The organism is Candidatus Vallotiella sp. (ex Adelges kitamiensis) (genome assembly GCF_020342435.1).
Taxonomy (GTDB): domain Bacteria; phylum Pseudomonadota; class Gammaproteobacteria; order Burkholderiales; family Burkholderiaceae; genus Mycetohabitans.
The window spans coordinates 327,404-354,239 of sequence record NZ_CP080504.1; the positions used below are offsets into that span (position 1 = coordinate 327,404).

Genomic DNA, 26,836 nt, shown 5'->3' on the forward strand with positions numbered 1-26,836 from the left:
AGGTTGGGGCACTTATTAGTATGGTTGAACTTGAAATAGATGGCAAGAAAGTTGAGGTACCGGAAGGTAGCATGGTAATCCAGGCTGCCCACAAGGTTAATACGTACATTCCTCATTTCTGCTATCACAAGAAGTTATCAATCGCGGCGAACTGTCGAATGTGCCTAGTAGAAGTAGAAAAAATGCCAAAAGCCTTACCTGCATGTGCGACCCCGGTATCCGCTGGTATGGTTGTACGGACAACATCGGAGAAAGCGGTGAAAGCGCAGCAGTCCGTAATGGAGTTTCTGCTAATTAATCACCCGCTAGACTGTCCGATCTGCGACCAGGGTGGCGAATGCCAGCTTCAAGACTTAGCGGTCGGCTATGGTAAGCCTGCATCACGATACTCAGAAGAGAAACGTATTGTACTCCATAAGAATGTTGGGTCGCTGATCTCAATGGAAGAGATGTCACGCTGTATTCACTGTACACGTTGCGTGCGCTTTGGGCAGGAAGTAGCTGGGATTATGGAGCTTGGTATGCTAGGTCGTGGTGAGCGATCAGAGATTGCAACGTTTCTTGGTAATACAGTTGACTCTGAATTATCAGGTAATATGATTGATCTATGTCCAGTTGGTGCTATTACCAGCAAGCTTTTCCGCTATAGCGCACGCCCGTGGGAATTATCGCATTGTCCTTCAGTTAGCCCACATGACTCGGTTGGCGCAAACCTTATTGTTCAGGCGAAGAATAATAGGGTTATACGTGTACTACCTCTAGAGAATGAGTCAATTAACGAGTGCTGGATTTCGGATAAAGATCGCTTTTCTTATGAAGCGCTAAATAGTGAAGAGCGACTGACGCAGCCGATGTTGAGGCAAAATGGGAAATTGTGCAGAGTAGACTGGGAAATTGCACTATCCTTTGTCATAAATAGCCTAAAGGATATTAAGACTGCATATGGATCAAATGCAATCGCTACATTTATTAGTCCGCATAGCACGCTTGAAGAATTATTCTTGCTCAAGAAGTTAACGCGTGGACTAGGTAGTACGAATCTAGATTTTCGGTTGCGCCAAAGTGATTTTTCGATGCTGCCGCAAGGTGTACCGTGGCTTGGCATGTCTCTTGCAACGCTGTCTAACGTTGATGCTGCATTCGTGATCGGATCTTTTCTGCGTCATGATCATCCGTTGATAGCCGCACGGCTGCGGCTAGCCGCTACTAACGGTGCTAAGGTGAGCTTGCTACACGCGAGCGCTGATGATTCGTTAATCCATGTTGCACATAAGATTGTTGTACCGCCATCGGCTTGGGTTGACTCGCTAGCTAGCGTGGCTGTTGCGCTAGCTGAAATCTGTGGTACAGCATCTCCAGTTGAGCTAACTGGTATACAGTCGAATACTACTGCAAAGCATATCGCTACCTCCCTATCAAATGGTGAGCACCGCGCGATCCTGTTAGGTGCGAGCGCAGCCAACCATCCTGAATTTTCAAAACTGTACACTATTTCGCAGTGGATTGCTCAGGCAAGTGGTGCAACGCTTGGCTTTCTGCCGGAAGCGTCTAATACTGTCGGGGCGTATTTGGTTGGTGCACTACCCGGCGAAGGCGGTTCTGATGCCGCACGTGCATTCTCATCACCGTGTCGCTCATATGTATTGTTTAATGTCGAACCGCCCTTCGACGTTGCGAATCCACATCAGGCCCGTACAGCGCTGGCTCAAGCTGATATGGTTGTTGCATTATCGTCGTTTAAAATCGGTGCTGATTATGCAGACGTATTACTGCCAATTTCACCTTTCACGGAGACAGATGGAACATTTGTTAATGCTCAAGGCACAGTACAATCGTTCAGAAATGCCGTACGGCCACTAGGTGAATCCCAGCCAGGTTGGAAGGTGCTTTGCATGCTAGGTAATCTACTTGGACTACAGAATTTTAACTATGCTAGTGCCGAAGAGGTAGCTACTTCAGCATTAAAGAACATTGACGTACAGTCCCGTCTATCGAATGTTCCAATGCACCGTGTACCGTTAGAACGCGGAGCATCAGCACGTTCGATTAGGGCATTTGAGCGGATTTCTGACGTATCAATCTATGACGCCGATTCGTTAGTTCGGCGGGCACCATCACTACACATGACCAAGACGGCCCAAGCTTCTCTACATGTTTCCTTACCAACTACATTATTTAAACAACTTGGACTAAGAGAAGGAGATGCTGTGTGCGTGCGACAGGGCGAGTCATCTATAACGCTACCTGCAGCGCTAGATTCTAGGCTACACGATGTAGTAATACGCGTGCCAGCAGCCACATCTGTCGCTGCCAAACTGGGCAGCTTGTTTGGTGATTTGCTAGTGGAGAAGGCCTAAATGGGCGTGCTCGAAGCTATCAATTCTACTGGCAACCATCTGTTAGGCAGTGCCTGGATAACTATATGGGCGCTGGTACGTATTCTTGTCATGTTAGTTGTGATTCTACTGTGTGTTGCCTATCTTATTCTGTGGGAACGTAAGCTAATTGGTTGGATGCATGGGCGCCTTGGGCCGAACCGAGTCGGCCCAAAAGGGCTGTTACAGCCGATTGCTGATGTGATTAAATTACTACTTAAGGAAGTAATTCTGCCGGTACAGGCCACTAAGTGGCTTTATCTTATTGCACCAGTCATGGTCGTCGTGCCGGCATTTGGCGTTTGGGCGGTAATTCCCTTCCAAACTAAGATAGTGCTAGGTGATATTAATGCGGGTTTATTGTACGTAATCGCAATTTCTTCACTCGGAGTATATGGCGTTAGCCTCGCAGGCTGGGCTTCAAATTCGAAGTATGCATTCCTTGGTGCGATGCGTGCAGCTGCTCAGATGATTTCCTATGAAATTCCGATGGGCCTGACTCTGGTCGTTGTGCTGATGACATCAGGCAGCCTAAACTTATCCGATATAGTATATTCACAACAGCGTGGATTATTTGCCGGACTTGGACTAAACCTCTTGTCATGGAACTGGCTACCGTTGCTGCCAATGTTTATTGTCTACTTCATCTCGGGTATTGCCGAAACTAACCGTCACCCCTTCGATGTTGTCGAAGGAGAGTCAGAGATTGTTGCTGGGCATATGATCGACTACTCAGGTATGGCGTTTGCTCTGTTTTTCCTAGCAGAGTATATCAATATGATTGTGATATCTACTCTTGCAGCGACACTATTCTTTGGTGGCTGGAGCGCGCCGTTTGCGTTTTTATCGTTTATTCCTGGTATTGTCTGGCTGCTGCTAAAAGTTTTTTTCTTGTTGTCGATATTTATTTGGGTTCGTGCTACTTTCCCGCGTTATCGCTATGACCAAATTATGCGCTTGAGTTGGAAAATCTTCATTCCAGTATGTGTTATATGGCTAATAATAGTTAGCTTCTGGATTGTGTCCCCACTAAATATTTGGGAATAAGGTGTTGCTATGAACATGATTCAGAGTTTTTTTAAAACATTTTTTTTAATTGAGTTGCTCAAAGGACTTGTCATAACTGGAAAGTATGCGTTTCGTCGAAAAATTACTGTGCAATTTCCAGAGGAGAAAACACCAATTTCGACGCGCTTTCGCGGATTACATGCATTGCGTCGCTATGAAAATGGAGAAGAGCGCTGCATTGCGTGCAAACTATGCGAAGCAGTCTGCCCGGCACAGGCGATCACGATAGAATCTGAAATGCGTACTGATAACACACGCCGCACGACACGCTATGATATTGACTTAACAAAGTGTATTTTTTGCGGCTTCTGCGAAGAGAGCTGCCCAGTCGATTCAATTGTTGAGACTCAAATCCTTGAGTATCACGGCGAAAAGCGTAGTGACCTATATCTCACAAAGGATATGCTACTTTCGATTGGCGATCGTTACGAATCTCAAATTGCGGAAGCAAAGGCAATGGAGGCACCATACCGGTAATTAACTATCGCATAGGTCTGTTATCCCGATATGCGATACGCGCTACAACACGCCTAAAGATAATCCGGTAAATATGAAATTCACAACCGCTCTTTTCTATATATTCGCGCTTCTGATGATCGTGTCAGGTCTTAAGGTTATTACCTCTCGCAATCCAGTGAGCTCGGCACTTTTTTTAGTATTTGCGTTCTTTAACGCCGCAGGCATTTGGATGCTGCTGGAAGCTGAGTTTCTTGCAATTATGTTAATACTCGTCTACGTTGGTGCTGTGATGGTACTGTTCTTATTTGTCGTAATGATGTTGGATATTAACCTTGACGTATTACGGTGCAATTTCTGCCGTTTTGTTCCAATGGCAACGATTATAGGCACAATTATTATAATCGAAACTACGCTGATTATCTGGCATAGTTACGGTACGATCGTTTCGCCAGCACATAACTTTATGCAATCGATGCAAACGACTGGAGTTAAGGAAACGCTCTCTAACACCCATCTGATTGGCCAGATCATGTACAACGATTATATTTTCGCTTTTGAAATCGCGGGTCTAGTACTACTAGCTTCGATCATTGCAGCGGTTTCCTTAACAATCCGCGGTAGTAAGGACGTAAAGCGACAACGTGTTAGTGAGCAGATACGGGTACGCCGTGAGGAACGACTTCGTCTTGTATGCATGGCTTCCGAAAAGCAGTCTTCGGATATTATGAATGCAAGCGAAAATGCCTAGAAATACCGGTACTGAAGCGGGCAGTGATACTTGCTGACTAAGATAAGGAAAAAACTATGTTGACTCTCGCTCATTACCTAATACTTGGTGCGAGCTTGTTTACGATCTCGATCGTTGGGGTTTTTATAAACCGCCGTAACATAATTCTAATTCTGATGGCAATCGAGTTGATGCTTCTCGCTGTAAATACTAATTTCGTTGCATTCTCGCACTATCTTGGCGACGCACATGGTCAGATTTTTGTGTTTTTTATACTAACTGTGGCCGCTGCAGAAACGGCAATTGGCCTTGCCATATTAGTTACATTATTCCGTAATCTCAACACAATTAACGTTGAAGATCTTAACCGACTCAAGGGTTAAGGAAAGGCTCTGACTGTTATGGCAATGACACTTAATCCCAACCTGCTACTAGCAGTCCCATTAGCGCCCTTAGCCGGTTCACTAATTACCGGCCTGTGTAGCAAGACTATCAGCCGTTATAACGCGCATCGCGTGACAATTTTTGGCATAGCGATTGCATTTATAATTTCTGTAAGAGTCCTTCTCCAGGTAATGGACTGTGCTAGTTTTAATGGCACGATCTATGAGTGGGCTATATTACCAGGTATCGCGTCCGGGCAAGCTACTTTAAAGCTTGAAATTGGTTTTCTAGTTGACTCACTAAGCGCGATGATGATGTGCGTAGTCACTTTTGTCTCCCTGATGGTGCACATCTACACGATTGGCTATATGGCTGAGGATCCTAGCTACCAACGTTTCTTCTCGTACATCTCATTATTTACATTCTCAATGTTAATGCTTGTAATGAGCAACAACCTTCTGCAGCTGTTTTTTGGATGGGAAGCGGTTGGATTAGTATCTTATCTTCTAATTGGCTTCTGGTATAGTCGTCCAACCGCAGTTCACGCGAATCTAAAAGCGTTTCTTGTGAACCGCATCGGCGACTTTGGCTTTTTGCTTGGTATTGGCCTAGTTTTTTCTTATGTTGGTTCATTAAACTATGGCGATATATTCTTGCATCGGGAGATGCTGACTAGCGCAGGTGTTTTGTGGGGAACGCAGTGGCAGCTAATCACAGTAACTTGCATCTGCTTATTCATCGGTGCTATGGGTAAGTCCGCACAGTTCCCGTTGCATGTATGGTTACCTGACTCAATGGAGGGCCCAACTCCTATTTCTGCACTAATTCATGCTGCCACAATGGTAACTGCAGGAATCTTTATGGTGACACGCATGTCGCCGTTATTTGAGTTGTCAGATACTGCGCTATCATTCGTGATAGTAATCGGCTCGATTACTACACTCTTTATGGGATTTCTTGGCATCGTTCAGAATGATATTAAGCGAGTTATCGCATACTCGACATTGTCTCAGCTTGGATATATGACGGTAGCGCTTGGCGCTTCCGCTTACTCAGCAGCAGTATTCCATTTAATGACACATGCGTTCTTCAAAGCGCTACTGTTCTTAGGTGCAGGTTCAGTAATTATCGGCATGCACCATAACCAGGATATTCGGGATATGGGTGGGTTGCGTAAGTATATGCCTATTACCTGGTGTACTTCTCTCATTGGCATTCTTTCGCTGATTGGCACGCCTTTCTTTTCAGGATTTTATTCTAAAGATTCAATTATCGAGGCGGTGAAATTATCACATTTGCCAGGCTCTGGATTTGCATATTTTGCGGTCAGTGTTAGCGTGTTTGTGACTGCCCTATACTCATTCCGGATGTTTTTTATGGTGTTTTACGGTCATGAGCGTTTCCGTGGCTTACATCATCAACCGCGCTATAATTATAATCACAGCGTGCATGAGCCGTTTGAGCCCTCATGGAGGATTACACTACCGCTAGTAGTACTTTCAATTCCGTCTGTTGTAATTGGTGCAATTGCAGTTGGCCCAATGATTTCTGGTGACTTTTTTTCGCATGGTGTTGTACTGGATAAAGTTATATACGTTAGCGAGTACCATGGGGCAATTCGTAAGATGACTATGGAATTCCGTGGTTGGATTCCGATGGCGTTTCGTTCTATTTTAGACTTGCCAGTCTGGCTTGCGCTTGCTGGTAGCATTTCTGCTTGGTTTCTATACCTAAAGCAACCGAATATTCCTGCTGTAATTTGTCAGCGTTTCTCAATCATTTATACGCTTCTAGACAATAAGTATTATATAGATAAAATTAATGACATCGTGTTCACTAAAGGCGTGGTGACGTTTAGTAAAAAACTCTGGAGAGGATGCGATGTCATAGTCATTGACGGTTTAGTCAATGGTAGTGCGCGCGCGGTTACAAGATTCGCTAGCGTAATTCGTCTTTTACAAACCGGTTACATATACCACTATGCTTTTGCTATGGTTATTGGCATGTTAGGGTTGCTAGCCCTGTTCGTTACCCTAAGAAGATAAGACAAGGATAGGTATGCACGCTCATTTTCTTGTTTTAACTTTATCAATCTGGATGCCAATTTTGTTCGGTATCATCGTTCTTATAGTCGGCGCGTGCAAGACGCCAGATATTGCACGCTGGACCGCGCTGAGCGGCGCAGTGCTTAGCTTCATTGTTACATTGCCCTTGATTAGCGGTTTTGATGCAAATACGTCTGCACTACAGTTTGTTGAGGTCGTTCCTTGGATTGCACGTTTCAAAATTACGTACCATCTAGGTGTCGATGGACTATCGGTGTGGTTCGTTGTGCTTACTGCTTTTATTACAGTTCTCGTTGTGATTTCTGGATGGGAGGTGATTACAGACCATGTAGCGCAGTATATGGCCGCTTTTCTGATTTTATCAGGTCTCATGGTAGGTGTATTCTCAGCAGCTGACGGAATGCTGTTTTACAGCTTCTTCGAGGCAACGTTAATTCCGATGTACTTAATTATTGGAATTTGGGGTGGCACGAACCGTATATATGCAGCATTCAAATTTTTCCTGTACACGCTGGCTGGCTCGTTATTAATGCTAATCGCATTAATCTATTTGTATATCCAGTCTCAATCATTTGAGCTGTCAGCTTGGCATGTATTGCCGATTCGGATGATGCCTCAAGTATTGTTATTCGTCGCACTTTTCTTTGGGTTTGCAGTAAAAGTGCCTATGTGGCCACTACATACGTGGTTACCTGATGCGCATGTCGAGGCACCGACCGGCGGTTCTATTGTGCTAGCAGCGATTATGCTGAAGCTAGGTGCCTATGGTTTCCTCCGGTTTTTATTGCCTATTACGCCGGATTCTAGCCACTTAATGGCGCCAGTTGTGATTACGCTTTCGCTCTTCGCTCTAATCTATATAGGCTTTGTCGCATTAGCACAAACGGATATGAAGAAGCTAGTTGCATATTCATCAATTGCACACATGGGCTTTGTTACACTTGGTTTCTTCTTATTTACTCAGCTTAGTATTGAAGGGGCTATTGTGCAGATGATTTCGCACAGTTTCGTATCAAGCGCAATGTTTCTCTGTATCGGCATTTTATATGAGCGTATGCATTCTCGCCAGATTGTCGACTATGGTGGCGTTGCAAACACGATGCCGAAGTTTGCCGCATTCGCGGTGCTATTTTCTATGGCGAACTGTGCTCTGCCAGGCACATCAGGGTTCGTAGGCGAGTTTATGGTCATTCTGTCAGCTATTAAATTTAATTTTTGGATTGGATTTCTTGCGGCAATCACCTTAATTCTAGGCGCTGCGTATACGCTGGGGATGGTTAAGCGTGTTTATTTTGGTGTAGTCAAGAACGACTATGTCGCAAAGCTCGTTGACCTAAATTGCCGCGAGTTCTTAGTATTAACTACTCTAGCTTTTCTAGTCCTATACATCGGTATTTTTCCAAAGCCATTTATGAATCTGATGCACGAATCAGTTATCAATTTGCTATTCCATCTAGCGCAATCTAAACTGCCAACGACGCTCTAGTAGAAAAGAGGGGATAAACATATGCACAATGCTCCTCTGAGTGCTTTATTACCAGATGTATTTCTAATAATCGTGACCATTGCTATATGGCTGAACGATATTATTACGGGTAAGAGAGGACGGAGTTTAACTTATGTGGTTACAGTTACCTCTACTTTCATCGCCGCGATCTGGTATGCGGCAATCGTAATTGATCCGCATTTATACTACTATTTTCATAGTACATATGTAGTCGATCCGTTTGCGAGTCTAATGAAGTTACTCATTTCGCTTAGCTTTGCTGTTTCGTTAGTCTATTCACGCAAGTATCTTGAAGAACGTGACCTATTTTGTAGCGATTTTTATCTTCTAGCGTTATTCTCGCTACTAGGGCAGCTGATAATGGTGTCAGGCAATAGTTTCTTGACGCTCTATTTAGGATTAGAGTTAATGTCGCTATCCCTCTACGCACTTATCGCATTGCGTCGTGATACTCTACAGTCGACCGAAGCAGCAATAAAGTACTGTGTGTTGGGAGCACTATCGTCTGGTTTTCTGCTGTACGGCATTTCAATGATATACGGGGCAACCGGCTTATTTAATCTGAATGATGTATCTGCTTCAATTATATTGGGTAGTACTAACTATGCTGCTTTATTATTTGGCGTAGTATTTGTTGTTGCTAGCATCTCTTTTAAAATGGGGGTTGTACCATTCCACATGTGGGTTCCTGACGTTTATCATGGCGCACCAACAGCAATGACATTGCTTACGGGTGGGATGGCAAAAGCTGCCGTATTTGCATGGGCATTCAGGTTCCTTGTGGTAGGACTATTACCACTAGCAGTAGACTGGCAAGTAATGTTTTCTATTCTAGCCGCACTATCATTGATAGTAGGTAATATCACCGGTATTGTTCAGCGTAATATAAAACGCATTCTTGCCTACTCAGCGATATCAAATATGGGTTTCTTATTACTTGGACTGCTGTCTGGTGTTATTTGTGGCAAAACAACTAATTTAGCAGACTCATATGGATCTGCAGTTTTTTATAGCATCGCGTATATGCTGCCTACGCTAGGCGCGTTTGGTATAGTGATGCTGCTTGCACGCCGTAATTTTGAGGCTGATACGCTAGATGACTTCAGAGGCTTAAATAAACGCAGTCCAGTCTTTGCATTCATGATGTTAATAATGATGCTCTCCTTAGCTGGTATTCCCCCTACAGTTGGTTTCTATGCAAAATTAGCAGTGCTTGAAGCTACCGTCAATGCAGGCTTGATATGGCTAGCCGTGCTTGCAGTTATCACATCCTTATTTGGTGCATTTTACTATCTTCGCATTATTAAGCTAATGTATTTTAGTAAGCCAATAGATATAACGCCAATTATTGCATATAGCGCTAGTCAAGTAATGCTTGCATGTAATGGTCTTATAGTACTATTTCTAGGCATATTTCCTGGACCGTTAATGTCAGGTTGTTTGCAGATAGTACGCCGGACATTATTGTCCTCATAAAAAATCTCACTTTAGTTGAGTCATTTAAACTATTTATTTATGATATTTAGACACCTCTCTCTAGTTTAGACTAGACAATATTTCTTGAGTCACTATATGCTAACCGAAAGCTAGATAATTGCTTAGAATAAAGCAGACTTTTATATGAGTAAAATAACTAACGATGCGCATCTAAGCGAGATTCGTCTTGATGGACAAATTTTATATGAAAGTAATTTTTTAACTCTCAAACGAGATACAGTTCGGCTACCAAATAATAAGATAGCTACACGCGAATTCGTTGAACATCCTGGCGCAGTCATGATATTACCAATATTAAATGATGGTCGCGTGCTCATGGAACGCCAGTATCGATACCCGATGGGTCGTGTAATACTAGAGTTTCCTGCCGGAAAACTTTATTTGCAGGAGAGGTCGTGCGAGTGTGCTCGACGCGAACTGCGCGAGGAAACTGGCTATCACTCAAATGAATTTGTTTATTTGACCCGTATTCATCCGGTTGTTGCATATTCAACTGAATTTATTGACTTATATTTAGCTCGTGGACTTACCTCAGGGGAGCCTAGATTAGATGACGGTGAGTTTTTAGAGACGATTATCGTCAAACTAGAACAGCTATATGAGTGGATTCAATCCGGCAAGGTAAGCGATGCGAAGACGATTATTGGTGCATTTTGGCTAGAAAAAATTCTGTCTGGTACATGGTCTGGGCATTCTACTTAGGTAGGTAGTTTAATTATCTAGTAGATAGATAACTTATTCAGTAGGCCCTTTTGTTTTTAAATTAAATATTTATATAATAAGCTAATATGCTAGATTGTATAGAGTTTTGTATAGAGTTATCTTTTGAGCTAACACTATGTTAACAGGATACCAAAAAACGTTTTCTAAAGCGTAAATATTAGTGAAAGTGAGGTTGCGTTTGTTCGGCATCCTCAGGCATTTCAGCATGCACAATCTCACCAAGTGGATTAGCATATAGTGGTACACCACAATCATCACAGTACTCTTGCTCAAAGCGAGCCGCATGCCGGCGGATATTGGCAACACCAATTTCTTTAAGGAGTCTAATAATCTTGTCGAAGATGCTGCTAGCTGGATCCTCAATAGTAATTACTTCGCTATCTAAGCTAAGATCGTCGCTTTCACGGCCATATAGAGGCCACACTACACCATAAATTACGTCGTTGCTGCCTCGCCGAGTAAAAGAGATTCGATATTCATCTATGCCTTGTTCTCCGAAACCTGCTACAATTGCGCGTAGCTCGTCTGGTTTCGCAACGATTGCGTCGCCTAGATACCTAACTGCACTACGTATAGTATATGGTCGTATTTGCTCATCTGCGTGTCGGCAGGCCCAGTAATATGCATCTGGTAACAGACAGTCGAATTCACAGCCAGGTAGCACGCCCGGCAGATGTACTCTGCACTGCGCGCGCCATTGTTCTAAGCAGAATCCACGCTCGATCCGTGTACTAGTCATTTCTTCCTGCCAGCGAAATAACGGCTCTCCAGCCGGAACAGCAACTACAGATATTAGAAAACGAGGATCAGCGAGGATTGGCGACGTTTCTTGTGAATCATTAAGATTTAGCTTAATTGAGCCTCCAGAAAGCGCGGCTTGGCTGAGTTTCTGCGTAAGTTGGAGTGTCTCAACGTGGTGGCGAGGTAATTGGTCGATACTGTATAGATATGGCGCTAAAGCAGTACGAGCACGTACTGAAAAAATGTGTGTTTGTAATTGTGCATGCAGTATATCAACGATATTTTTTTTTAGAGGGCCGGACGGGATTATATAACGCGTCCAGGTTAGTATCGGCGCCGCAATGAGTAGTGCATTGTACAATTGATCATTGTGCTCTATGTAGGCTGATTCGCTGTGAGTTTCAGCTAAGTCGGCAAGAGCTGTATAGGCATCTGCATGTTTTTTTTGCAAATGCTCTAAAGCGGCATCTAGTGCTGTCTGATTACCATTTCGAATCACTTTTTCTATTAGCGTATCGATCTTTGCTTCCCAGAAACGGTCTTCAATACGGCTTCTGGATGCGAAAAGTGCAAGTGATAAACTTACAAGCCTGCCGGCGTCAGGTGGAAGACGTTTAGTGATACGCGAGCGCATGGTGTACCAATTGAAATGCGAAAACCTTTGGATTATAGTCTGGATCTAAGCTAATAGTGCATTTTACACTCTTGGTTGATACGGATTTTATGGTATAGCATTCGTTGTTATAGTAAGCGTGAAGTTTAGAACTACTGGTATAGTGTTCTCTATTATTATGCCCGTGGAAAAATCTACTTTTGATTACTATTTACTAGCATAGTAATATATACATAACTGGCGATATTAAATCATGTACCATGGATAATAAACAGAATGCGAAAAAAGATTTAAGAATCCAGGCTAAAACATCGTAGTGTCAAAGTCGTAGTCTAATAAGTTCGAAATAAAAGCCCAGCGCTGCTAAGTGTCACCCTAATTTATATTTTTGAGGTGTAATAGCACCAGACTTTTTGCTCTAGAGCGCAAATCTACGCTTACCTTCCCGTTATGCTTCTAATAACTGGCGTAGTACGAACGGTAAAATTCCGCCGTGCTTATAGTAAATAACCTCTATCGGCGTGTCGATACGCAGCAAGACCGGTACTTTTTTTAAGCTATTCTCCTTGCGGATGACCAGCGTAACCTCCTGCTGCGGCTTAAACTCTGCTGTTAGATCATCAATGTCATATGTTTCCTTACCGGTGATACTAAGCGATATAACACTATCCTTATTCTGAAATTGTAGCGGTAGGATACCCATGCCTACTAAGTTTGAGCGATGAATGCGCTCGAAACTGCGAGCTACGACCGCCTTCACGCCAAGTAGATGAGTACCCTTAGCCGCCCAATCACGCGACGAGCCAGTACCATACTCTTCGCCAGCAAATATGATAGTTGGAGTACCCTTAGCAAGGTATTTCATTGCAGCGTCATAGATTGACATTTGTTCGCCGCTTGGCTGATGAATAGTTAAGCCACCCTCTACCCTGGAGCCATTAAGTTCAGCTGGAATCATAAGATTCTTAATCCGAACATTAGAAAATGTACCTCGTATCATAACATCATGGTTACCCCGTCGTGAGCCATAGCTGTTGAAGTCAGCCTTCTGCACTCCGTTTTCTTTTAACCATTGGCCAGCTGGAGATTCTTCTTGGATTGATCCGGCTGGACTGATATGATCAGTCGTCACCGAGTCGCCAAAGACGCCTAATGCTTTGGCATTCTTAATTGATCCAATTAACTTAGTAGGTAACTGTACTGAGAAGTGTTCTCCGAAGAACGGGGGCTCGGCAATATAAGTAGATTTCGGCCAACTATAGACCTGGCCTTTACCGCCCTCGATTTGGTTCCATAAGTTATTTTTTTGAGTTAACTGCGAATAATTTTTTATAAACTTTTTTGGGTCTAGTGCATATTTGAGAAGCTTATTAATCTCTTCGCTAGAGGGCCAAATATCACCAAGGTAGATATTACGTCCGCTCTTTCCTTGACCAACTGGATCGGTCATTAGATTGCGTGTAATTGTACCCATAATAGCGTAGGCAACTACTAGCGGTGGTGAGGCAAGAAAGTTCGCTCGGATATTCGGGTGTATCCGTGCTTCGAAGTTACGATTACCTGATAGCACTGCGGCAGCAACTATATTATGCTTAGTAATTATATTATTGATCGGAAGAGTTAAATCACCTGCGTTACCGATGCAGGTCGTGCAACCATATGCTGCAACTATGAAGCCTAGCTCTTCTAAATATGGCAACAAGCTAGTGTTACGCAAGTATTCTGTAACAATCCGCGATCCTGGTGCGAGCGATGTTTTGATATGTGGTGCTACTATAAGACCTGCATCAACGGCTGCTCTTGCGAGTAGGCCAGCGGCAATTATCAGGCTTGGGTTCGATGTATTCGTGCATGAAGTAATTGCAGCGATAAGTATGTCGCCATTCTTTAACTTAATGCCATCCGTAGTTTCGTATACCTTATTTAGGTTATCGGCTTTCTTTGCAAAACCGTTTTTTGAGATAGGCAGTGAAAATAATTCGGTGAATCTACTTTTCACGTCGCCTATTTCAATCCGATCTTGTGGTCGTTTTGGGCCGGCAAGCGACGGTGCAAACGTTTTCAGATCTAATGTTAGCGTCTTTGTATAGTCAATCTGCCCAGCGCTCGGAGTGCCATATAAATCTTGGGCTTTGAAGTAGTTTTCGAGTAGGGTTATTTCTTTCTTGGTTCGGCCGGTGCCTTTTAAGTAGTCAATTGTCTTGTCGTCAACGGAGAAGAAGCCTATAGTCGCGCCATACTCTGGCGCCATATTGGCTATCGTAGCGCGATCCGGCAGTGTCAATGATGCAGTACCCTCTCCAAAGAATTCGACAAATTTTCCGACTACTTTCTCCCGGCGTAATATTTCAGTAATTGTCAGCACTAAGTCTGTTGCAGTTACGCCCTCACGTAGCCGGCCCTTAAGTTCGACACCGATAACATCAGGTGTCAAAAAATATACTGGCTGACCAAGCATACCTGCTTCAGCCTCTATACCACCTACGCCCCAACCGACTACGCCAATGCCATTAATCATTGTTGTATGGCTGTCGGTGCCTACCAGCGTATCTGGATAGTAGAGTACATCCCCATCTACACTCTTTTTATGTATTCCCCGCGCTAAGTGCTCTAAATTTACCTGATGCACAATGCCCACACCTGGTGGTATAACCTTGAATGTATCGAATGCCTGCATACCCCACTTCATGAACTGGTAGCGTTCTTTATTGCGCTGAAACTCTAGTTTCATGTTCAAGTCTAGCGCATCTTTCTGTCGGAAGTAGTCGATTTGCACCGAATGATCGACAATTAGGTCAACCGGCACCAAGGGTTCGATACATTTCGGATTCTTACCAGCGCGTTGTGCGACGCTGCGCATTGCTGCGATATCCGCTAGCAGTGGCACGCCGGTGAAGTCTTGCAACACGACGCGTGATACAACAAGCGGGATCTCGTTAGTACGTATAGCATTTGGCTGCCATCGCGCTAACTGTTTGATATGCTCTTCACTGATCTTTTTGCCGTCATAATTACGCAGCACAGATTCGAGTATGATTCGAATCGACACAGGTAAGCGGTTGATCTGAATGTTGAGAGATTTTCCGAGCTGAGACAGAGAATAGTACTTACCTTCACTTGAATCGCTGTTGAATACCTTCAGCGTTTTGTAAATATTATGGGCCATCATGTCTCTTTTATATTGATGCGCGTGGACTCAGTTAAAGTCGAATACAATTTAGTACACTTATTTTAACTATCGAGCCTTACTTTTTAATAGTGCGCCTTGGTCCTAAATGTATGCGGACATACCAGGCTCGTCTAGAGGCCTAAACTTGCTATATTGTTATGCTGCGCAATCAATGCCTCGAAGACTACTTGTAGCGGATCCTGGGTAAGGGGAGATTGATACGCCTACCTACCCCGTTTTGAAAATCTTTCTAAAGATTAGTCCTAATAACAAATAGCTTCGCATAAGACTAGGCAGAATAATGCTTACAACCTATACAAAGCCTCTTATTGATACTAACGACTATTCTAGAACTGTTCTTGTAGAGGGTAGAACGCTCTGATTGTTATTGTAATCCAGTCCAGCCTATTGTTATGTCATAGAAATAATCAGTGCCAGTTGTTATTTCTAGGTACAACAACTTCTTTCTTGTCTAATAAATAGTGATTTCTAGTTGTTCTTTATGCATGTCTAAAAACTCTGTCCTAGAGTGGATTTATTTATCTATATATTACGAAGACGAAACTAGTATTAGTTGCGGCCACGCTGGGGTTTATTGGTGCAGAAATAATAAAAGGCGCGCTAATAACTATTTATTAGCAAGTGTTTTTATCTTTTTTATATAAAAAAGCGTCGTCCAGATAAGAGATATTATAGAATCCCAATATGTTTAAAAATAGCAAACCTGTCCTCTTACGTCCTAGGGTGCGAGTGGAACGGGCTACGCATAAGCACAGGAATTTATCTTGATCATTCAATGAAATTTTTGTGAGCGTCAAGGCGTACAGTGTCCGCATAAGCACGCTGATTAAATTATCAAGGGTTTAATGCTCTCTCGCTCTTCGAGAAGCTCTCTGAGAGAGAGATCTATTTTTTCACGGGAAAAAGCATCGATCTCTAGACCTTGGACACGCTTATACTCGCCTTTCTCGGTAATTACGGGCACGCCATAGATAACGTCTTCTGGGATATGGTACGAGCCATCTGATGGTATGCCCATTGTGACCCACTTACCATTGGAACCGAAGAGCCAGTCGCGTATATGATCAATTGCCGCATTAGACGCAGACGCAGCTGACGACAGTCCTCTAGCCTGAATGATCGCCGCACCACGATTGCTTACTGTTGGTATAAAGACACTTCGGTTCCATTCATCGTCATTAATCAACTGGGTTAAAAAATGCCCTTCAGCTGTTGCAAAGCGAAAATCGGGATACATCGTTGATGAATGGTTGCCCCATACTATAAGCCTATCAATAGAGCTGACCGGCTTACCAGCCTTATTAGCTAATTGCGATAGTGCCCGATTATGATCGAGACGCAGCATTGCAGTGAAGTTTTTCTTAGGTAGGTCTGGTGCTGACTTCATAGCAATATAAGCATTAGTGTTAGCTGGATTGCCTACCACCAACACTTTTACATCGCGATTACTAACCTCATTGAGCGCGCGACCTTGCATTGCGAAGATCCCGGCGTTAGCTGACAACAAATCTTTACGCTCCATTCCCCTAGAACGCGCCCGGGCACCGATTAGCATTGCAATATCAGCATCCTTGAATGCAACTTTCGGATTATCTGTGACGATCACATTAGAGAGTAGCGGAAAAGCGCAGTCCGAAAGCTCCATTACTACGCCTTTTACAATAGTTTGCGTCTGGGGCAAATCTTGCAACTGCAAGATAACAGGTTGATCCTTGCCAAGTAAGTCGCCATTCGCGATACGAAATAGCAGCGAGTAATCAATTTGACCTGCTGCACCGGTGACAGCAATGCGCTTAACAGGCTTAAGCATTGATAAATCTCCAGGACGAGAGGTTTAACGCAACAACGAACGCCCTGTAGCTCTTTACAGCAGGCTCGGGCGGATATCCATCGCATGTTAGTAACGCGCAATTACTTTTGTAAAATGGAGGATTACGTTCTTAGCCAAAACAGAGCACACTAATAGTGTTTTACTTTTTCCATATTTATGGAAACTTTACTATAAGAGTAAAAGTATAAAATGTCAATTTTATCTTATATATTGTAATTTATATAAGATATATATAGTATTTTATGTCTAAATAGTGCTATAGATTCAATCTATGTAGCTCAGACAACACAGCGAACGATGCTAATACGATCGATTAAAGAGAATCTAGAAAAGATAGGTCCGAGCAAAGTTAAGTTGGGTGCTCACTATAAGCAAGAAACTGCCCGCCAGGCTCTAGTAATCTACTTATGTACTGCGCAGGTAAAGATGTGCTCCTGGTGATCAATAATGAAAAGCAAGCGTCTTCATTTCTTGCAGTTGTTACCTGACTCAGGTAAGTTATGGCCTTACAAGAACCCCTTGTTAGGGGTGTGACGTTTGAGTTCACTGAGGGAGATTTACGTACTATCTAGACTTAAGACTGCAATCTAGTGGCGTCAATTAAATATGTGATTGAGTTAAGGCTAAGGCAATCTAGCTGCATAGAGTAATCCAGATATTTTTACCAAAACGATTTGAGCTGCCAAAAGTCAATACTACTAACGTAGTGTTCGTTGTTACGCATATGTCAAAATAATAGCAAAACGCCTATGTTTAAAAGAATATAGACGCAATATTATTGTAATGCACCTAGAAAAAAGGCGTTAAAATTGGGCCTTACGTCTAATTAGGGGCTGAAGATGATTGAGGCCGTAAAAAAATTAAGACCAGAGTATCGGAACATCAATATTCGTCAAATATTGATGTTCCGATTACCGCTTGCGGGTCGTGTATCTATTCTACATCGTGTAAGTGGTGCTCTTTTATTTCTATTGCTGCCTCTTTCACTGTACCTCTTTGATCAAAGCCTAACTTCAGAGTCTAGCTTTGCATACCTAAAGACCTGTTTTTCTTATCCCCCGTTTAATTTCTTTCTGTTGATATTGTCGTGGGCGTACCTATTTCACTTCTGTGCCGGACTACGTCATTTGCTAATGGATATGCACTACGCGGTAACAAAGCAGGGTGGCAAGCAAACGTCGATCATCGTGTTCGTGATGTCATCGGCACTTACGGTTGCTATTGCGCTCAAATTGTTCGGAGTTTTTTAAATGGCAACAAATCACTGCGTTGGCTCGAAGCGTCTAGTTGTTGGCGCCCATTATGGTTTACGCGACTGGATTATACAGCGCGCGACGGCGGTGATCATAGCGATCTATACGGTCATCTTGCTTGTCTATTTCTTTTTGTCTGGAAACTTCTCATATGCTGGTTGGGCGGCGATCTTTTCTGTTCAATGGATGAAAATCGCGACATTTGTCACATTCGTCGCTCTTTTCTACCATGCCTGGGTTGGCGTACGTAATATCTGGATGGATTACGTGAAGCCAACCGGTATTCGCCTAATTCTGCATGTGTTAACAATTATCTGGCTCATTGCATGCGTAGCTTACGCTGCACAGATTCTCTGGAGAGTTTAAAAGCATGGTTGCAATCAAGAGTTCGCTATTAAGTCATAAGTTCGATGTGGTAATCATCGGTGCAGGCGGCTCTGGAATGCGTACATCGCTTCAACTTGCAAAAGCTGGTTTATCAGTTGCTGTACTATCTAAAGTATTCCCAACTCGATCTCATACAGTAGCCGCACAAGGTGGCATTGGCGCATCACTGGGCAATATGAGTGAGGATAATTGGCATTACCATTTTTATGACACGATTAAGGGCTCAGATTGGCTCGGAGACCAAGACGCGATCGAGTTTATGTGCCGAGAAGCACCAAGCGCAGTCTACGAGCTTGAGCACTTCGGCATGCCGTTTGACCGTAATCCGAATGGCACGATTTATCAGCGCCCATTTGGAGGGCATACCGCGAACTATGGTGAAAAACCAGTGCAGCGCGCTTGTGCCGCTGCGGACCGTACTGGTCATGCATTACTACATACTTTGTATCAGCAGAATGTAAGAGCTAAGACGCATTTTTTCATCGAGTGGATGGCGTTAGATCTGATTCGCGACGCTGAAGGCGACGTGCTAGGTGTGACTGCGCTCGAGATAGAAACTGGTGATATCTCTATTCTAGAAGGTAAGTGTACGCTGTTCGCAACCGGTGGGGCTGGACGTATCTTTAACGCATCAACGAACGCTTTTATCAATACTGGTGATGGTTTAGGGATGGCTGCACGGGCCAGAATTGCGCTACAGGATATGGAATTCTGGCAATTCCATCCGACCGGCGTTGCCGGCGCTGGCGTGTTAATTACAGAGGGAGTGCGTGGTGAGGGTGGCATCCTGAGAAATATGAGCGGCGAGCGCTTCATGGAACGTTATGCACCGACTCTAAAAGATCTAGCACCACGTGACTTTGTATCCCGATCGATGGATCAGGAAATAAAAGAAGGTCGGGGCTGTGGCTCGAACAAAGACTATGTTCTGCTAGACTTATCGCATATTGGTTCAGAGACGATCATGAAGCGTCTACCGTCAATTCGCGAGATCGCACTAAAGTTTGCAAATATTGATGTAATTAAGGATCCAATTCCGGTAGTGCCGACAATCCACTATCAAATGGGCGGTATCCCGACAAATATTAATGGCCAGGTCGTTGGCACCCCAAAAGGGCACGAAGAGATAGTTAATGGCTTCTACGCAGTTGGAGAATGTGCGTGTGTATCAGTACACGGTGCGAACCGGCTCGGCACCAACTCGTTGCTAGATCTCGTAGTGTTCGGCCGAGCAGCCGGTAATCATATTATTAAGTGCATGAAAGATATAAAAGCGCATAAACGGCTCCCCGTTGATGCAGGAGATCTTACGTTATCGAGGCTAGCTAGGCTCGAGGCCTCTTCGTCTAGCGAATATACGCATGCAGTAGCAGCGGATATACGAAAAACAATGCAACAACATGCGGGTGTGTTTCGAACCTCTAAACTACTTGCCGAGGGTATCGAGAAGATTCGCGAAATATGCGTTCGCGCTAATAGCCTACATCTAAAAGATCAGTCAAAAGTGTTTAATACTGCACGTGTCGAGGCATTGGAGTTGGCTAACTTAACCGTAGTTGCTCGTGCGACGCTAGTATCAGCTGAGGCGCGTAAAGAAAGTAGAGGCGCGCACGCACAGAGTGACTATGAACGACGTGATGATGAAAATTGGCTACGCCACACGTTGTGGTTCAGCGAAGGCGACCGCCTAGATTATAAACCAGTTCACATGCAGCCATTAACAGTTAATCCAGTCCCACCTAGGCCACGAACCTTTTAAGAAATACGCAGAAAATAAAAGAGACGAATATGGCAAAACGTATTTTTGAGATTTATCGCTACGACCCCGACAAAAATGCTACACCACATATGCAGTCGTACGAGATCGACCTCGATTCACATCACCCAATGCTTCTTGACGCCCTAATTAAGCTCAAGTCAATTGATGAGACTATCTCCTTTCGCCGTTCATGCCGTGAAGGCGTATGCGGTTCGGATGCAATGAATATCAATGGGAAAAACGGGCTGGCATGTCTAACAAATTTGAACGAGTTGCCACATAAGATTGTTCTGCGTCCATTGCCAGGTCTACCAGTAGTACGTGATCTAATTTTTGATTTTACACAGTTTTTTAATCAGTATTATTCGATTAAGCCGTATCTGATAAACGATATGCCACCCCCGGAAAAAGAGCGCTTGCAGTCGCCAGAAGAGCGTGATGAACTCGACGGTCTGTACGAGTGTATCCTGTGCGCGAGTTGTTCAACATCATGTCCCAGCTTTTGGTGGAATCCGGACAAGTTTGTTGGTCCAGCAGGTTTATTGCAAGCGTATCGATTTATTGCTGACAGCCGAGACCAGGCAACTGGCGAGCGGCTGGACAACCTAGAGGATCCGTATCGTTTATTTCGATGCCATACGATCATGAACTGCGTTGACGCATGTCCAAAAGGGCTCAATCCGACGAAAGCAATCGGCAAGATTAAGGAACTGATGCTGCGCCGGTCAATTTGAGGTTATCGTGTTATCAACTTATCAGAGTGACCCTATACGACGAGCGCGACTGCGCTGGCGAGCGCGTCGCGGACTTCTTGAAAACGACCTAATTTTAGAGCGTTTTTTTAATCGATATGAATATGCGCTCAGCGATGTAGATGTCGAAGCTCTCACGCAATTGCTCGAACTATCCGATAATGAACTAATGGATCTATTGCTCTCACGTAGCGAACTTAGCGCACAATTCTTGCTACCTGAAGTGGCGCGCGTATTAAGTTGGCTACGCACGGTGTGAGTCATGCATTGTTATATCGAAAATTGTTTCCCATACTACGATTGAGGATGTGCCATGACCCCGTCAGATGTTAAAGCCACGCTATCGTTCAGCGACAATTCGCCAAGTGTCGAACTGCCGATCTACAAGGGTACGATGGGGCCAGATGCAATCGATATTCGCAGTTTGTATAGCCAGACCGGAAAATTTACGTATGACCCGGGATTCATGTCTACTGCGTCTTGTAATTCTGCGATTACTTACATTAATGGCGATAAAGGCGAATTACTATACCGTGGATACTCTATAGATGAGCTGGCGCAAAATGCGGACTTCCTTGAGACTTGTTATGCGCTACTTAAGGGTGATTTGCCAACAAAACAAGAGAAGCAGAAATTTGCTGAGACTATAGCAAAACACGCGCTGGTTCACGAGCAAATGCAATTTTTCTTTCGAGGCTTCCGGCGCGATGCACATCCGATGGCAATTCTAACAGCGTCTGTCGGTGCGCTGTCAGCGTTCTATCATGATTCCCTGAATATTAATGATCCCTATCATCGTGACGTATCAGCAATTCGTATAATCGCAAAGCTGCCAACGCTTGTCGCGATGGCCTATAAATATAGTGTTGGCCAGCCGTTCGTCTATCCACGTAATGATCTTTCATACAGCGCGAATTTTATGCGCATGATGTTTTCGAACCCGTGTGAAGAGTATTGGGTCAGCGACGTTCTGGTACGAGCACTTGATCGAATCTTAATCCTGCATGCTGACCATGAGCAAAACGCTTCCACATCAACCGTGCGTCTAGCTGGCTCGTCTGGTGCTAATCCATTTGCATGTATTGCTGCTGGTATCGCATGCCTATGGGGACCGGCGCATGGCGGAGCTAATGAAGCATCGCTGAACATGCTTAAAGAAATCGGTTCGCCAGACAAAATTCCTAAATTTATTAAGCAGGTCAAGGATAAAAACTCAAACGTTAAGCTAATGGGTTTTGGCCACCGCGTGTATAAGAACTACGATCCGCGTGCGAAGTTGATGCGCGAGACATGTTATGAAGTGCTTAATGAGCTTGGTTTATATAACGACCCTTTATTCAAGTTAGCAATGGAACTAGAAAAAATCGCACTTGAAGATCAATATTTTGTTTCACGCAAGTTATATCCAAATGTAGATTTCTATTCCGGTATCGTGCAGCGTGCTCTTGGTATTCCAACGTCAATGTTTACGTGTATCTTTGCGATGGCTCGCACAGTAGGTTGGATTGCACAGTGGAGTGAGATGATTGCAGAGCCAGATCAAAAAATAGGGCGTCCGCGCCAATTATTTATTGGATATATACCTCGCTCAGCTAAACAGGGCAACTCTTGATAAGAGAAGACCTACTCTTTGTAGTATCAGTTGCAAAGATAGTTTAAAACTGATGTCTTTATGAAAAGCCAGTCTAGGTAAACTAGCTGTCACGGTCAGCTATGGAAAAGATATAGCACACTAAGCTGTTGGGTAAGTGCGCCTGAACTTCCGTTCCTTCAATATCACGATCCAGCCCCCCCCGACTAAAAACTGAACGCTATGCTCCAAACCCTGTACGACAAACTGTGGGGTTCGCACGTCGTCCATACTGAGGAAGACGGTACCACACTACTATATATTGACCGGCACCTATTGCATGAGGTAACTTCGCCGCAGGCATTTGAAGGCTTAAAGCTCGCGAGCCGACCAATATGGCGTATTAGCGCGAACCTAGCCGTATCGGACCATAACGTACCGACTACTGATCGCAGTTACGGTATTACTGATCCGGTATCTAAATTGCAGGTTGATACGCTAGATGCTAACTGCGACGCTTATGGCATCACTCAATTTAAGATGAACGATCAGCGGCAGGGCATTGTTCATATCATTGGGCCAGAGCAGGGAGCAACGTTGCCAGGCATGACTATCGTATGCGGTGATTCCCATACATCAACGCATGGCGCGTTTGGTGCACTCGCACACGGGATTGGCACCTCTGAGGTTGAGCATGTCCTTGCCACCCAGACTTTGCTTCAGAAAAAAAGCAAAAATATGCTGATCAAAATTGATGGTATATTACAGCATGGATGTACAGCTAAGGATATTGTACTTTCAATTATAGGACGTATCGGTACAGCTGGTGGTACGGGTTATGCAATTGAATTTGGTGGATTTACCATCCGTTCGCTCTCTATGGAGAGTCGCATGACTGTATGTAATATGGCTATTGAGGCTGGTGCACGTGCTGGGATGATAGCGGTTGATGATACGACAATCCACTACTTGCATGAACGTCCATTTTCTCCGAAAGGCACTGAATTTGAACAAGCTGCGCAGTATTGGCGTACTTTCCGCTCTGACGAGGGTGCATATTTTGATCAGATCGTTGAGCTAAGCGCCCTACAAATTGTACCGCAAGTGACCTGGGGAACGTCGCCAGAGATGGTTACATCAATTGATGCACGAGTGCCGAACCCAGAGCGAGAGAAAGATTTAGTTAAACGCGATGCGATGGAGCGAGCGTTGCAGTACATGGCACTAAAGCCTGATATGCCGATAGAGGCAATTAAGCCAGACAAGATTTTTATTGGTTCTTGCACGAATGCACGGATAGAGGATCTACGATCTGCTGCAAACGTAGTGCATAAACTTGGGAGACACGTTGCAAAGAGTATTCGACAAGCGCTAATTGTGCCAGGTTCTGGGCTAGTGAAGGCTCAGGCCGAACGTGAGGGACTTGATAAAATATTTAAAGACGCTGGGTTTGAATGGCGCGAGCCGGGTTGCTCAATGTGTTTAGCAATGAACGCAGACCAACTTGAACCGGGCGAGCGCTGTGCATCGACATCGAATCGTAATTTCGAGGGGCGCCAGGGAAACGGTGGGCGTACTCACCTGGTTAGTCCAGCTATGGCAGCTGCAGCTGCCATAGCTGGACATTTTTTTGATGTGCGTCAGCTAGCTTGAAAAGCGCTACACAAAGCATACAATGCATGCGATTATTAGGTAGGTTAAAGCGGTTTCAGCAGTGGGGCAGCCACTACCTTTTAATATTTAGCTTTTTAAAGTAGGGCGCCACGCAGTCAGTGCGAGAATTGAGAGGGTACAGACTAATACAGGTCATGTCGACGGAGTTATGCAAAGCTACTTAATGCAACTTATAAAGTCGAACCTGACCTAATTCAATCAAGTTCGAGGAAGTTATGGAAAAATTTACTATTCATACTGGTATTGTCGTACCTCTTGATCGCGAGAATGTTGATACTGATGCCATCATTCCAAAGCAATTCCTAAAATCAATTAAGCGTACAGGCTTTGGTCCCAATCTGTTTGACGAATGGCGCTACCTAGACCATGGGGAGCCATGCCAAGATTGTTCGAGGCGCCCATTGAACCCAGATTTTGTACTTAATTGGCCGCGCTACCAAGGCGCCTCAATCTTGCTTGCCCGCCAGAATTTTGGTTGTGGTAGTTCACGTGAACACGCACCCTGGGCATTACAACAGTATGGTTTCCGGGCAATTATTGCACCCTATTTTGCAGATATTTTCTTCAACAATTGCTTTAAGAATGGCTTATTACCAATCGTTTTACCTGCCTCTAACGTGCATCAGCTATTTAACGATACTGCTATATTTAATGGCTTCCAGCTAACAATTGATCTGAAACAGCAGAAAGTACGTACTATGTGTGGGCGAGATGTGTTTAATTTTGATATCGCACCATTTCGTAAGTATTGTTTGCTTAATGGTTTCGATGATATTGATCTTACTCTACGCCATAGTCAGCGAATTACTCAGTTCGAGGCTAAGCGACTAGCCCATCAGCCATGGCTGACTAATCAACTTGTCAAGTAAAGCGATACTTACCCCTATACGTTTTGTTTTTGTAAAATTTCTATGAAATATAATTCATGAAGATTGCTATTTTGCCTGGTGACGGAATTGGTCCAGAAATTGTCACTGAGGCAGTAAAAGTATTAAATACGCTCGACGAGCACTTTGAGCTCGAATCTGCACCGATTGGCGGTGCAGGCTACGAGGCTAGCGGGCATCCTTTACCAGATGCCACACTAGAACTGGCTAAGCATGCTGACGCTATCTTATTTGGCGCAGTTGGCGATTGGAAATATGATAGCCTGGAGCGCATGTTACGCCCAGAGCAAGCAATCCTTGGATTACGTAAGTACTTACGGTTATTTGCTAACTTGCGACCGGTAGTTTGCTATCCAGAACTAACAAATGCATCCTCGCTAAAACCGGAAATCATTTCCGGATTAGACATCTTAATTGTACGAGAATTAAATGGCGATATCTACTTTGGGCAGCCGCGCGGTCTTCGAGATGCACCTGATGGCCTATTCTACGGTAGTCGGGAAGGTTTCGACACGATGCGTTACACAGAGCGAGAAGTTCGGCGAATCGGGCACGTAGCCTTTCAAGCCGCAAGAAAGCGAACGCAGCAGTTGACATCGATTGACAAAGCTAACGTGCTAGAGACGTCACAACTGTGGAGGGAAGTCATGATTGATCTAGCGTGCGAATATCCAGATGTAAAATTATCGCATATGTATGTTGACAACGCGGCGATGCAACTAGTAAAAGCACCTAAAGCTTTCGATGTGGTTGTTACGGGTAACATGTTTGGAGATATTCTATCAGATCAAGCTGCAATGTTAACTGGCTCGATCGGTATGTTGCCATCTGCATCGATTGATGAGAATAATAAAGGCTTATATGAGCCATCGCATGGTTCAGCGCCAGATATTGCGGGAAAGAGTATAGCCAATCCACTTGCAATGATCCTATCAGCTGCAATGATGCTACGTTATTCATTAGGACGACCTGAACAGGCGAATAGAATCGAGGATGCGGTTAAGCGCGTGCTCGCGCAGCGCTATCGTACATTAGACATAATGACGCCGGGTTGTAAGCAAGTTAGCACATGTGAAATGGGTAATGCGGTCATTGCAGCATTAACACACTGATAATTGCGCGGTATATTTAAACTAAGGTAATTTAAATTATTAAATAAGTTCGTTTTTTAAACAGTTTTGGTACCATTTCCCCCCTTATTTCTATATAATAAAAGGCTAATATTAGCACCCAACTCTCAAATACTAGCTACTGTAAGTAACGTTAGTTTATTAGCACAGCTACTATTTTCATACTCGTAAAACGATTAAAACTTAATCGTGTCCGGTTGTGTCCGCTCTATCTATTCTACGCGGCCATACTAGGGATGAGTG

21 protein-coding genes are annotated in these 26,836 nt (G+C 44.1%); 18 read left to right on the forward strand and 3 right to left on the reverse strand.

Annotated elements, in window-relative coordinates; genetic code table 11:
- The first annotated feature begins 20 nt into the window (after nucleotides 1–20).
- From nuoG to K0T93_RS01335, 9 genes are all read left to right on the forward strand, one after another.
- Nucleotides 21–2,357 (forward strand): NADH-quinone oxidoreductase subunit NuoG, encoded by a 2,337-nt coding sequence (nuoG, locus tag K0T93_RS01295; RefSeq protein WP_225721601.1) that lies wholly within the window; start codon nucleotides 21–23, stop codon nucleotides 2,355–2,357.
- Nucleotides 2,358–3,422 carry an NADH-quinone oxidoreductase subunit NuoH gene (nuoH, locus tag K0T93_RS01300; protein WP_225721602.1) on the forward strand — a complete coding sequence of 355 codons (1,065 nt, stop codon included), beginning with the start codon at nucleotides 2,358–2,360 and terminating at the stop codon, nucleotides 3,420–3,422.
- Nucleotides 3,423–3,431: 9 nt separating this feature from the next.
- On the forward strand, nucleotides 3,432–3,920 hold the full coding sequence (nuoI, locus tag K0T93_RS01305; RefSeq protein ID WP_225721603.1) for an NADH-quinone oxidoreductase subunit NuoI: 489 nt from the start codon (nucleotides 3,432–3,434) through the stop codon (nucleotides 3,918–3,920).
- 73 nt (nucleotides 3,921–3,993) lie between these two features.
- Complete coding sequence (locus K0T93_RS01310; RefSeq protein WP_225721604.1) at nucleotides 3,994–4,650, forward strand: NADH-quinone oxidoreductase subunit J; 657 nt, start codon at nucleotides 3,994–3,996, stop codon at nucleotides 4,648–4,650.
- Nucleotides 4,651–4,706: 56 nt separating this feature from the next.
- Nucleotides 4,707–5,012 (forward strand): NADH-quinone oxidoreductase subunit NuoK, encoded by a 306-nt coding sequence (gene nuoK, locus K0T93_RS01315; protein ID WP_225721605.1) that lies wholly within the window; start codon nucleotides 4,707–4,709, stop codon nucleotides 5,010–5,012.
- Nucleotides 5,013–5,030: 18 nt separating this feature from the next.
- Complete coding sequence (gene nuoL, locus K0T93_RS01320; protein ID WP_225721606.1) at nucleotides 5,031–7,058, forward strand: NADH-quinone oxidoreductase subunit L; 2,028 nt, start codon at nucleotides 5,031–5,033, stop codon at nucleotides 7,056–7,058.
- A 13-nt stretch (nucleotides 7,059–7,071) separates the two neighbouring features.
- Nucleotides 7,072–8,565 (forward strand): NADH-quinone oxidoreductase subunit M, encoded by a 1,494-nt coding sequence (locus K0T93_RS01325; RefSeq protein WP_225721607.1) that lies wholly within the window; start codon nucleotides 7,072–7,074, stop codon nucleotides 8,563–8,565.
- A gap of 21 nt (nucleotides 8,566–8,586) precedes the next feature.
- On the forward strand, nucleotides 8,587–10,062 hold the full coding sequence (gene nuoN / locus K0T93_RS01330; protein ID WP_225721608.1) for an NADH-quinone oxidoreductase subunit NuoN: 1,476 nt from the start codon (nucleotides 8,587–8,589) through the stop codon (nucleotides 10,060–10,062).
- A gap of 144 nt (nucleotides 10,063–10,206) precedes the next feature.
- Nucleotides 10,207–10,785, forward strand: a complete 579-nt coding sequence (locus K0T93_RS01335; protein ID WP_225721609.1) for an NUDIX domain-containing protein — start codon at nucleotides 10,207–10,209, stop codon at nucleotides 10,783–10,785.
- 178 nt (nucleotides 10,786–10,963) lie between these two features.
- Here K0T93_RS01335 and K0T93_RS01340 read toward each other — a convergent pair whose 3' ends face one another.
- The 3 genes from K0T93_RS01340 to K0T93_RS01350 form a co-directional block, all read right to left on the reverse strand.
- A complete protein-coding gene (locus K0T93_RS01340) occupies nucleotides 10,964–12,181 on the reverse strand; it encodes a DUF2863 family protein (protein WP_225721610.1) in 1,218 nt (405 codons plus the stop codon).
- A gap of 427 nt (nucleotides 12,182–12,608) precedes the next feature.
- Nucleotides 12,609–15,326, reverse strand: a complete 2,718-nt coding sequence (gene acnA / locus K0T93_RS01345) for an aconitate hydratase AcnA (RefSeq protein ID WP_225721611.1) — start codon at nucleotides 15,324–15,326, stop codon at nucleotides 12,609–12,611.
- An 850-nt stretch (nucleotides 15,327–16,176) separates the two neighbouring features.
- On the reverse strand, nucleotides 16,177–17,160 hold the full coding sequence (locus K0T93_RS01350; protein ID WP_225721612.1) for a malate dehydrogenase: 984 nt from the start codon (nucleotides 17,158–17,160) through the stop codon (nucleotides 16,177–16,179).
- An 860-nt stretch (nucleotides 17,161–18,020) separates the two neighbouring features.
- Between K0T93_RS01350 and sdhC the strand changes: the two genes are divergently transcribed.
- From sdhC to leuB, 9 genes are all read left to right on the forward strand, one after another.
- Entirely contained in the window at nucleotides 18,021–18,431 is a 411-nt protein-coding gene (gene sdhC, locus K0T93_RS01355) for a succinate dehydrogenase, cytochrome b556 subunit (RefSeq protein ID WP_225721613.1), read from the forward strand.
- Nucleotides 18,432–18,800 (forward strand): succinate dehydrogenase, hydrophobic membrane anchor protein, encoded by a 369-nt coding sequence (gene sdhD, locus K0T93_RS01360; protein WP_225721614.1) that lies wholly within the window; start codon nucleotides 18,432–18,434, stop codon nucleotides 18,798–18,800.
- A 4-nt stretch (nucleotides 18,801–18,804) separates the two neighbouring features.
- The gene (gene sdhA, locus K0T93_RS01365; RefSeq protein WP_225721615.1) at nucleotides 18,805–20,580 is read left to right on the forward strand and encodes a succinate dehydrogenase flavoprotein subunit; all 1,776 of its coding nucleotides are present in this window, start codon (nucleotides 18,805–18,807) and stop codon (nucleotides 20,578–20,580) included.
- A 29-nt stretch (nucleotides 20,581–20,609) separates the two neighbouring features.
- Nucleotides 20,610–21,314, forward strand: a complete 705-nt coding sequence (locus K0T93_RS01370) for a succinate dehydrogenase iron-sulfur subunit (RefSeq protein ID WP_225721616.1) — start codon at nucleotides 20,610–20,612, stop codon at nucleotides 21,312–21,314.
- Between the two features lie 7 nt (nucleotides 21,315–21,321).
- Nucleotides 21,322–21,591, forward strand: coding sequence for an FAD assembly factor SdhE (locus tag K0T93_RS01375; RefSeq protein ID WP_445082796.1), 270 nt, complete (start codon nucleotides 21,322–21,324; stop codon nucleotides 21,589–21,591).
- 54 nt (nucleotides 21,592–21,645) lie between these two features.
- Nucleotides 21,646–22,944, forward strand: a complete 1,299-nt coding sequence (locus K0T93_RS01380; RefSeq protein ID WP_225721617.1) for a citrate synthase — start codon at nucleotides 21,646–21,648, stop codon at nucleotides 22,942–22,944.
- A 201-nt stretch (nucleotides 22,945–23,145) separates the two neighbouring features.
- The gene (gene leuC, locus K0T93_RS01385; RefSeq protein ID WP_225721618.1) at nucleotides 23,146–24,555 is read left to right on the forward strand and encodes a 3-isopropylmalate dehydratase large subunit; all 1,410 of its coding nucleotides are present in this window, start codon (nucleotides 23,146–23,148) and stop codon (nucleotides 24,553–24,555) included.
- Nucleotides 24,556–24,791: 236 nt separating this feature from the next.
- Nucleotides 24,792–25,445 carry a 3-isopropylmalate dehydratase small subunit gene (gene leuD / locus K0T93_RS01390; RefSeq protein ID WP_225721619.1) on the forward strand — a complete coding sequence of 218 codons (654 nt, stop codon included), beginning with the start codon at nucleotides 24,792–24,794 and terminating at the stop codon, nucleotides 25,443–25,445.
- A 56-nt stretch (nucleotides 25,446–25,501) separates the two neighbouring features.
- Nucleotides 25,502–26,575 carry a 3-isopropylmalate dehydrogenase gene (gene leuB, locus K0T93_RS01395; RefSeq protein WP_225721620.1) on the forward strand — a complete coding sequence of 358 codons (1,074 nt, stop codon included), beginning with the start codon at nucleotides 25,502–25,504 and terminating at the stop codon, nucleotides 26,573–26,575.
- The last annotated feature ends 261 nt before the right edge of the window (nucleotides 26,576–26,836 follow it).

Bases quoted from the DNA above. Each gene is read 5' to 3' on its own strand.
- nuoG (WP_225721601.1), top strand. From the start codon at position 21: ATGGTTGAACTTGAAATAGATGGCAAGAAAGTTGAGGTACCGGAAGGT.
- nuoH (WP_225721602.1), top strand. From the start codon at position 2,358: ATGGGCGTGCTCGAAGCTATCAATTCTACTGGCAACCATCTGTTAGGC.
- nuoI (WP_225721603.1), top strand. From the start codon at position 3,432: ATGAACATGATTCAGAGTTTTTTTAAAACATTTTTTTTAATTGAGTTG.
- K0T93_RS01310 (WP_225721604.1), top strand. From the start codon at position 3,994: ATGAAATTCACAACCGCTCTTTTCTATATATTCGCGCTTCTGATGATC.
- nuoK (WP_225721605.1), top strand. From the start codon at position 4,707: ATGTTGACTCTCGCTCATTACCTAATACTTGGTGCGAGCTTGTTTACG.
- nuoL (WP_225721606.1), top strand. From the start codon at position 5,031: ATGGCAATGACACTTAATCCCAACCTGCTACTAGCAGTCCCATTAGCG.
- K0T93_RS01325 (WP_225721607.1), top strand. From the start codon at position 7,072: ATGCACGCTCATTTTCTTGTTTTAACTTTATCAATCTGGATGCCAATT.
- nuoN (WP_225721608.1), top strand. From the start codon at position 8,587: ATGCACAATGCTCCTCTGAGTGCTTTATTACCAGATGTATTTCTAATA.
- K0T93_RS01335 (WP_225721609.1), top strand. From the start codon at position 10,207: ATGAGTAAAATAACTAACGATGCGCATCTAAGCGAGATTCGTCTTGAT.
- K0T93_RS01340 (WP_225721610.1), bottom strand. From the start codon at position 12,181: ATGCGCTCGCGTATCACTAAACGTCTTCCACCTGACGCCGGCAGGCTT.
- acnA (WP_225721611.1), bottom strand. From the start codon at position 15,326: ATGGCCCATAATATTTACAAAACGCTGAAGGTATTCAACAGCGATTCA.
- K0T93_RS01350 (WP_225721612.1), bottom strand. From the start codon at position 17,160: ATGCTTAAGCCTGTTAAGCGCATTGCTGTCACCGGTGCAGCAGGTCAA.
- sdhC (WP_225721613.1), top strand. From the start codon at position 18,021: ATGATTGAGGCCGTAAAAAAATTAAGACCAGAGTATCGGAACATCAAT.
- sdhD (WP_225721614.1), top strand. From the start codon at position 18,432: ATGGCAACAAATCACTGCGTTGGCTCGAAGCGTCTAGTTGTTGGCGCC.
- sdhA (WP_225721615.1), top strand. From the start codon at position 18,805: ATGGTTGCAATCAAGAGTTCGCTATTAAGTCATAAGTTCGATGTGGTA.
- K0T93_RS01370 (WP_225721616.1), top strand. From the start codon at position 20,610: ATGGCAAAACGTATTTTTGAGATTTATCGCTACGACCCCGACAAAAAT.
- K0T93_RS01380 (WP_225721617.1), top strand. From the start codon at position 21,646: ATGACCCCGTCAGATGTTAAAGCCACGCTATCGTTCAGCGACAATTCG.
- leuC (WP_225721618.1), top strand. From the start codon at position 23,146: ATGCTCCAAACCCTGTACGACAAACTGTGGGGTTCGCACGTCGTCCAT.
- leuD (WP_225721619.1), top strand. From the start codon at position 24,792: ATGGAAAAATTTACTATTCATACTGGTATTGTCGTACCTCTTGATCGC.
- leuB (WP_225721620.1), top strand. From the start codon at position 25,502: ATGAAGATTGCTATTTTGCCTGGTGACGGAATTGGTCCAGAAATTGTC.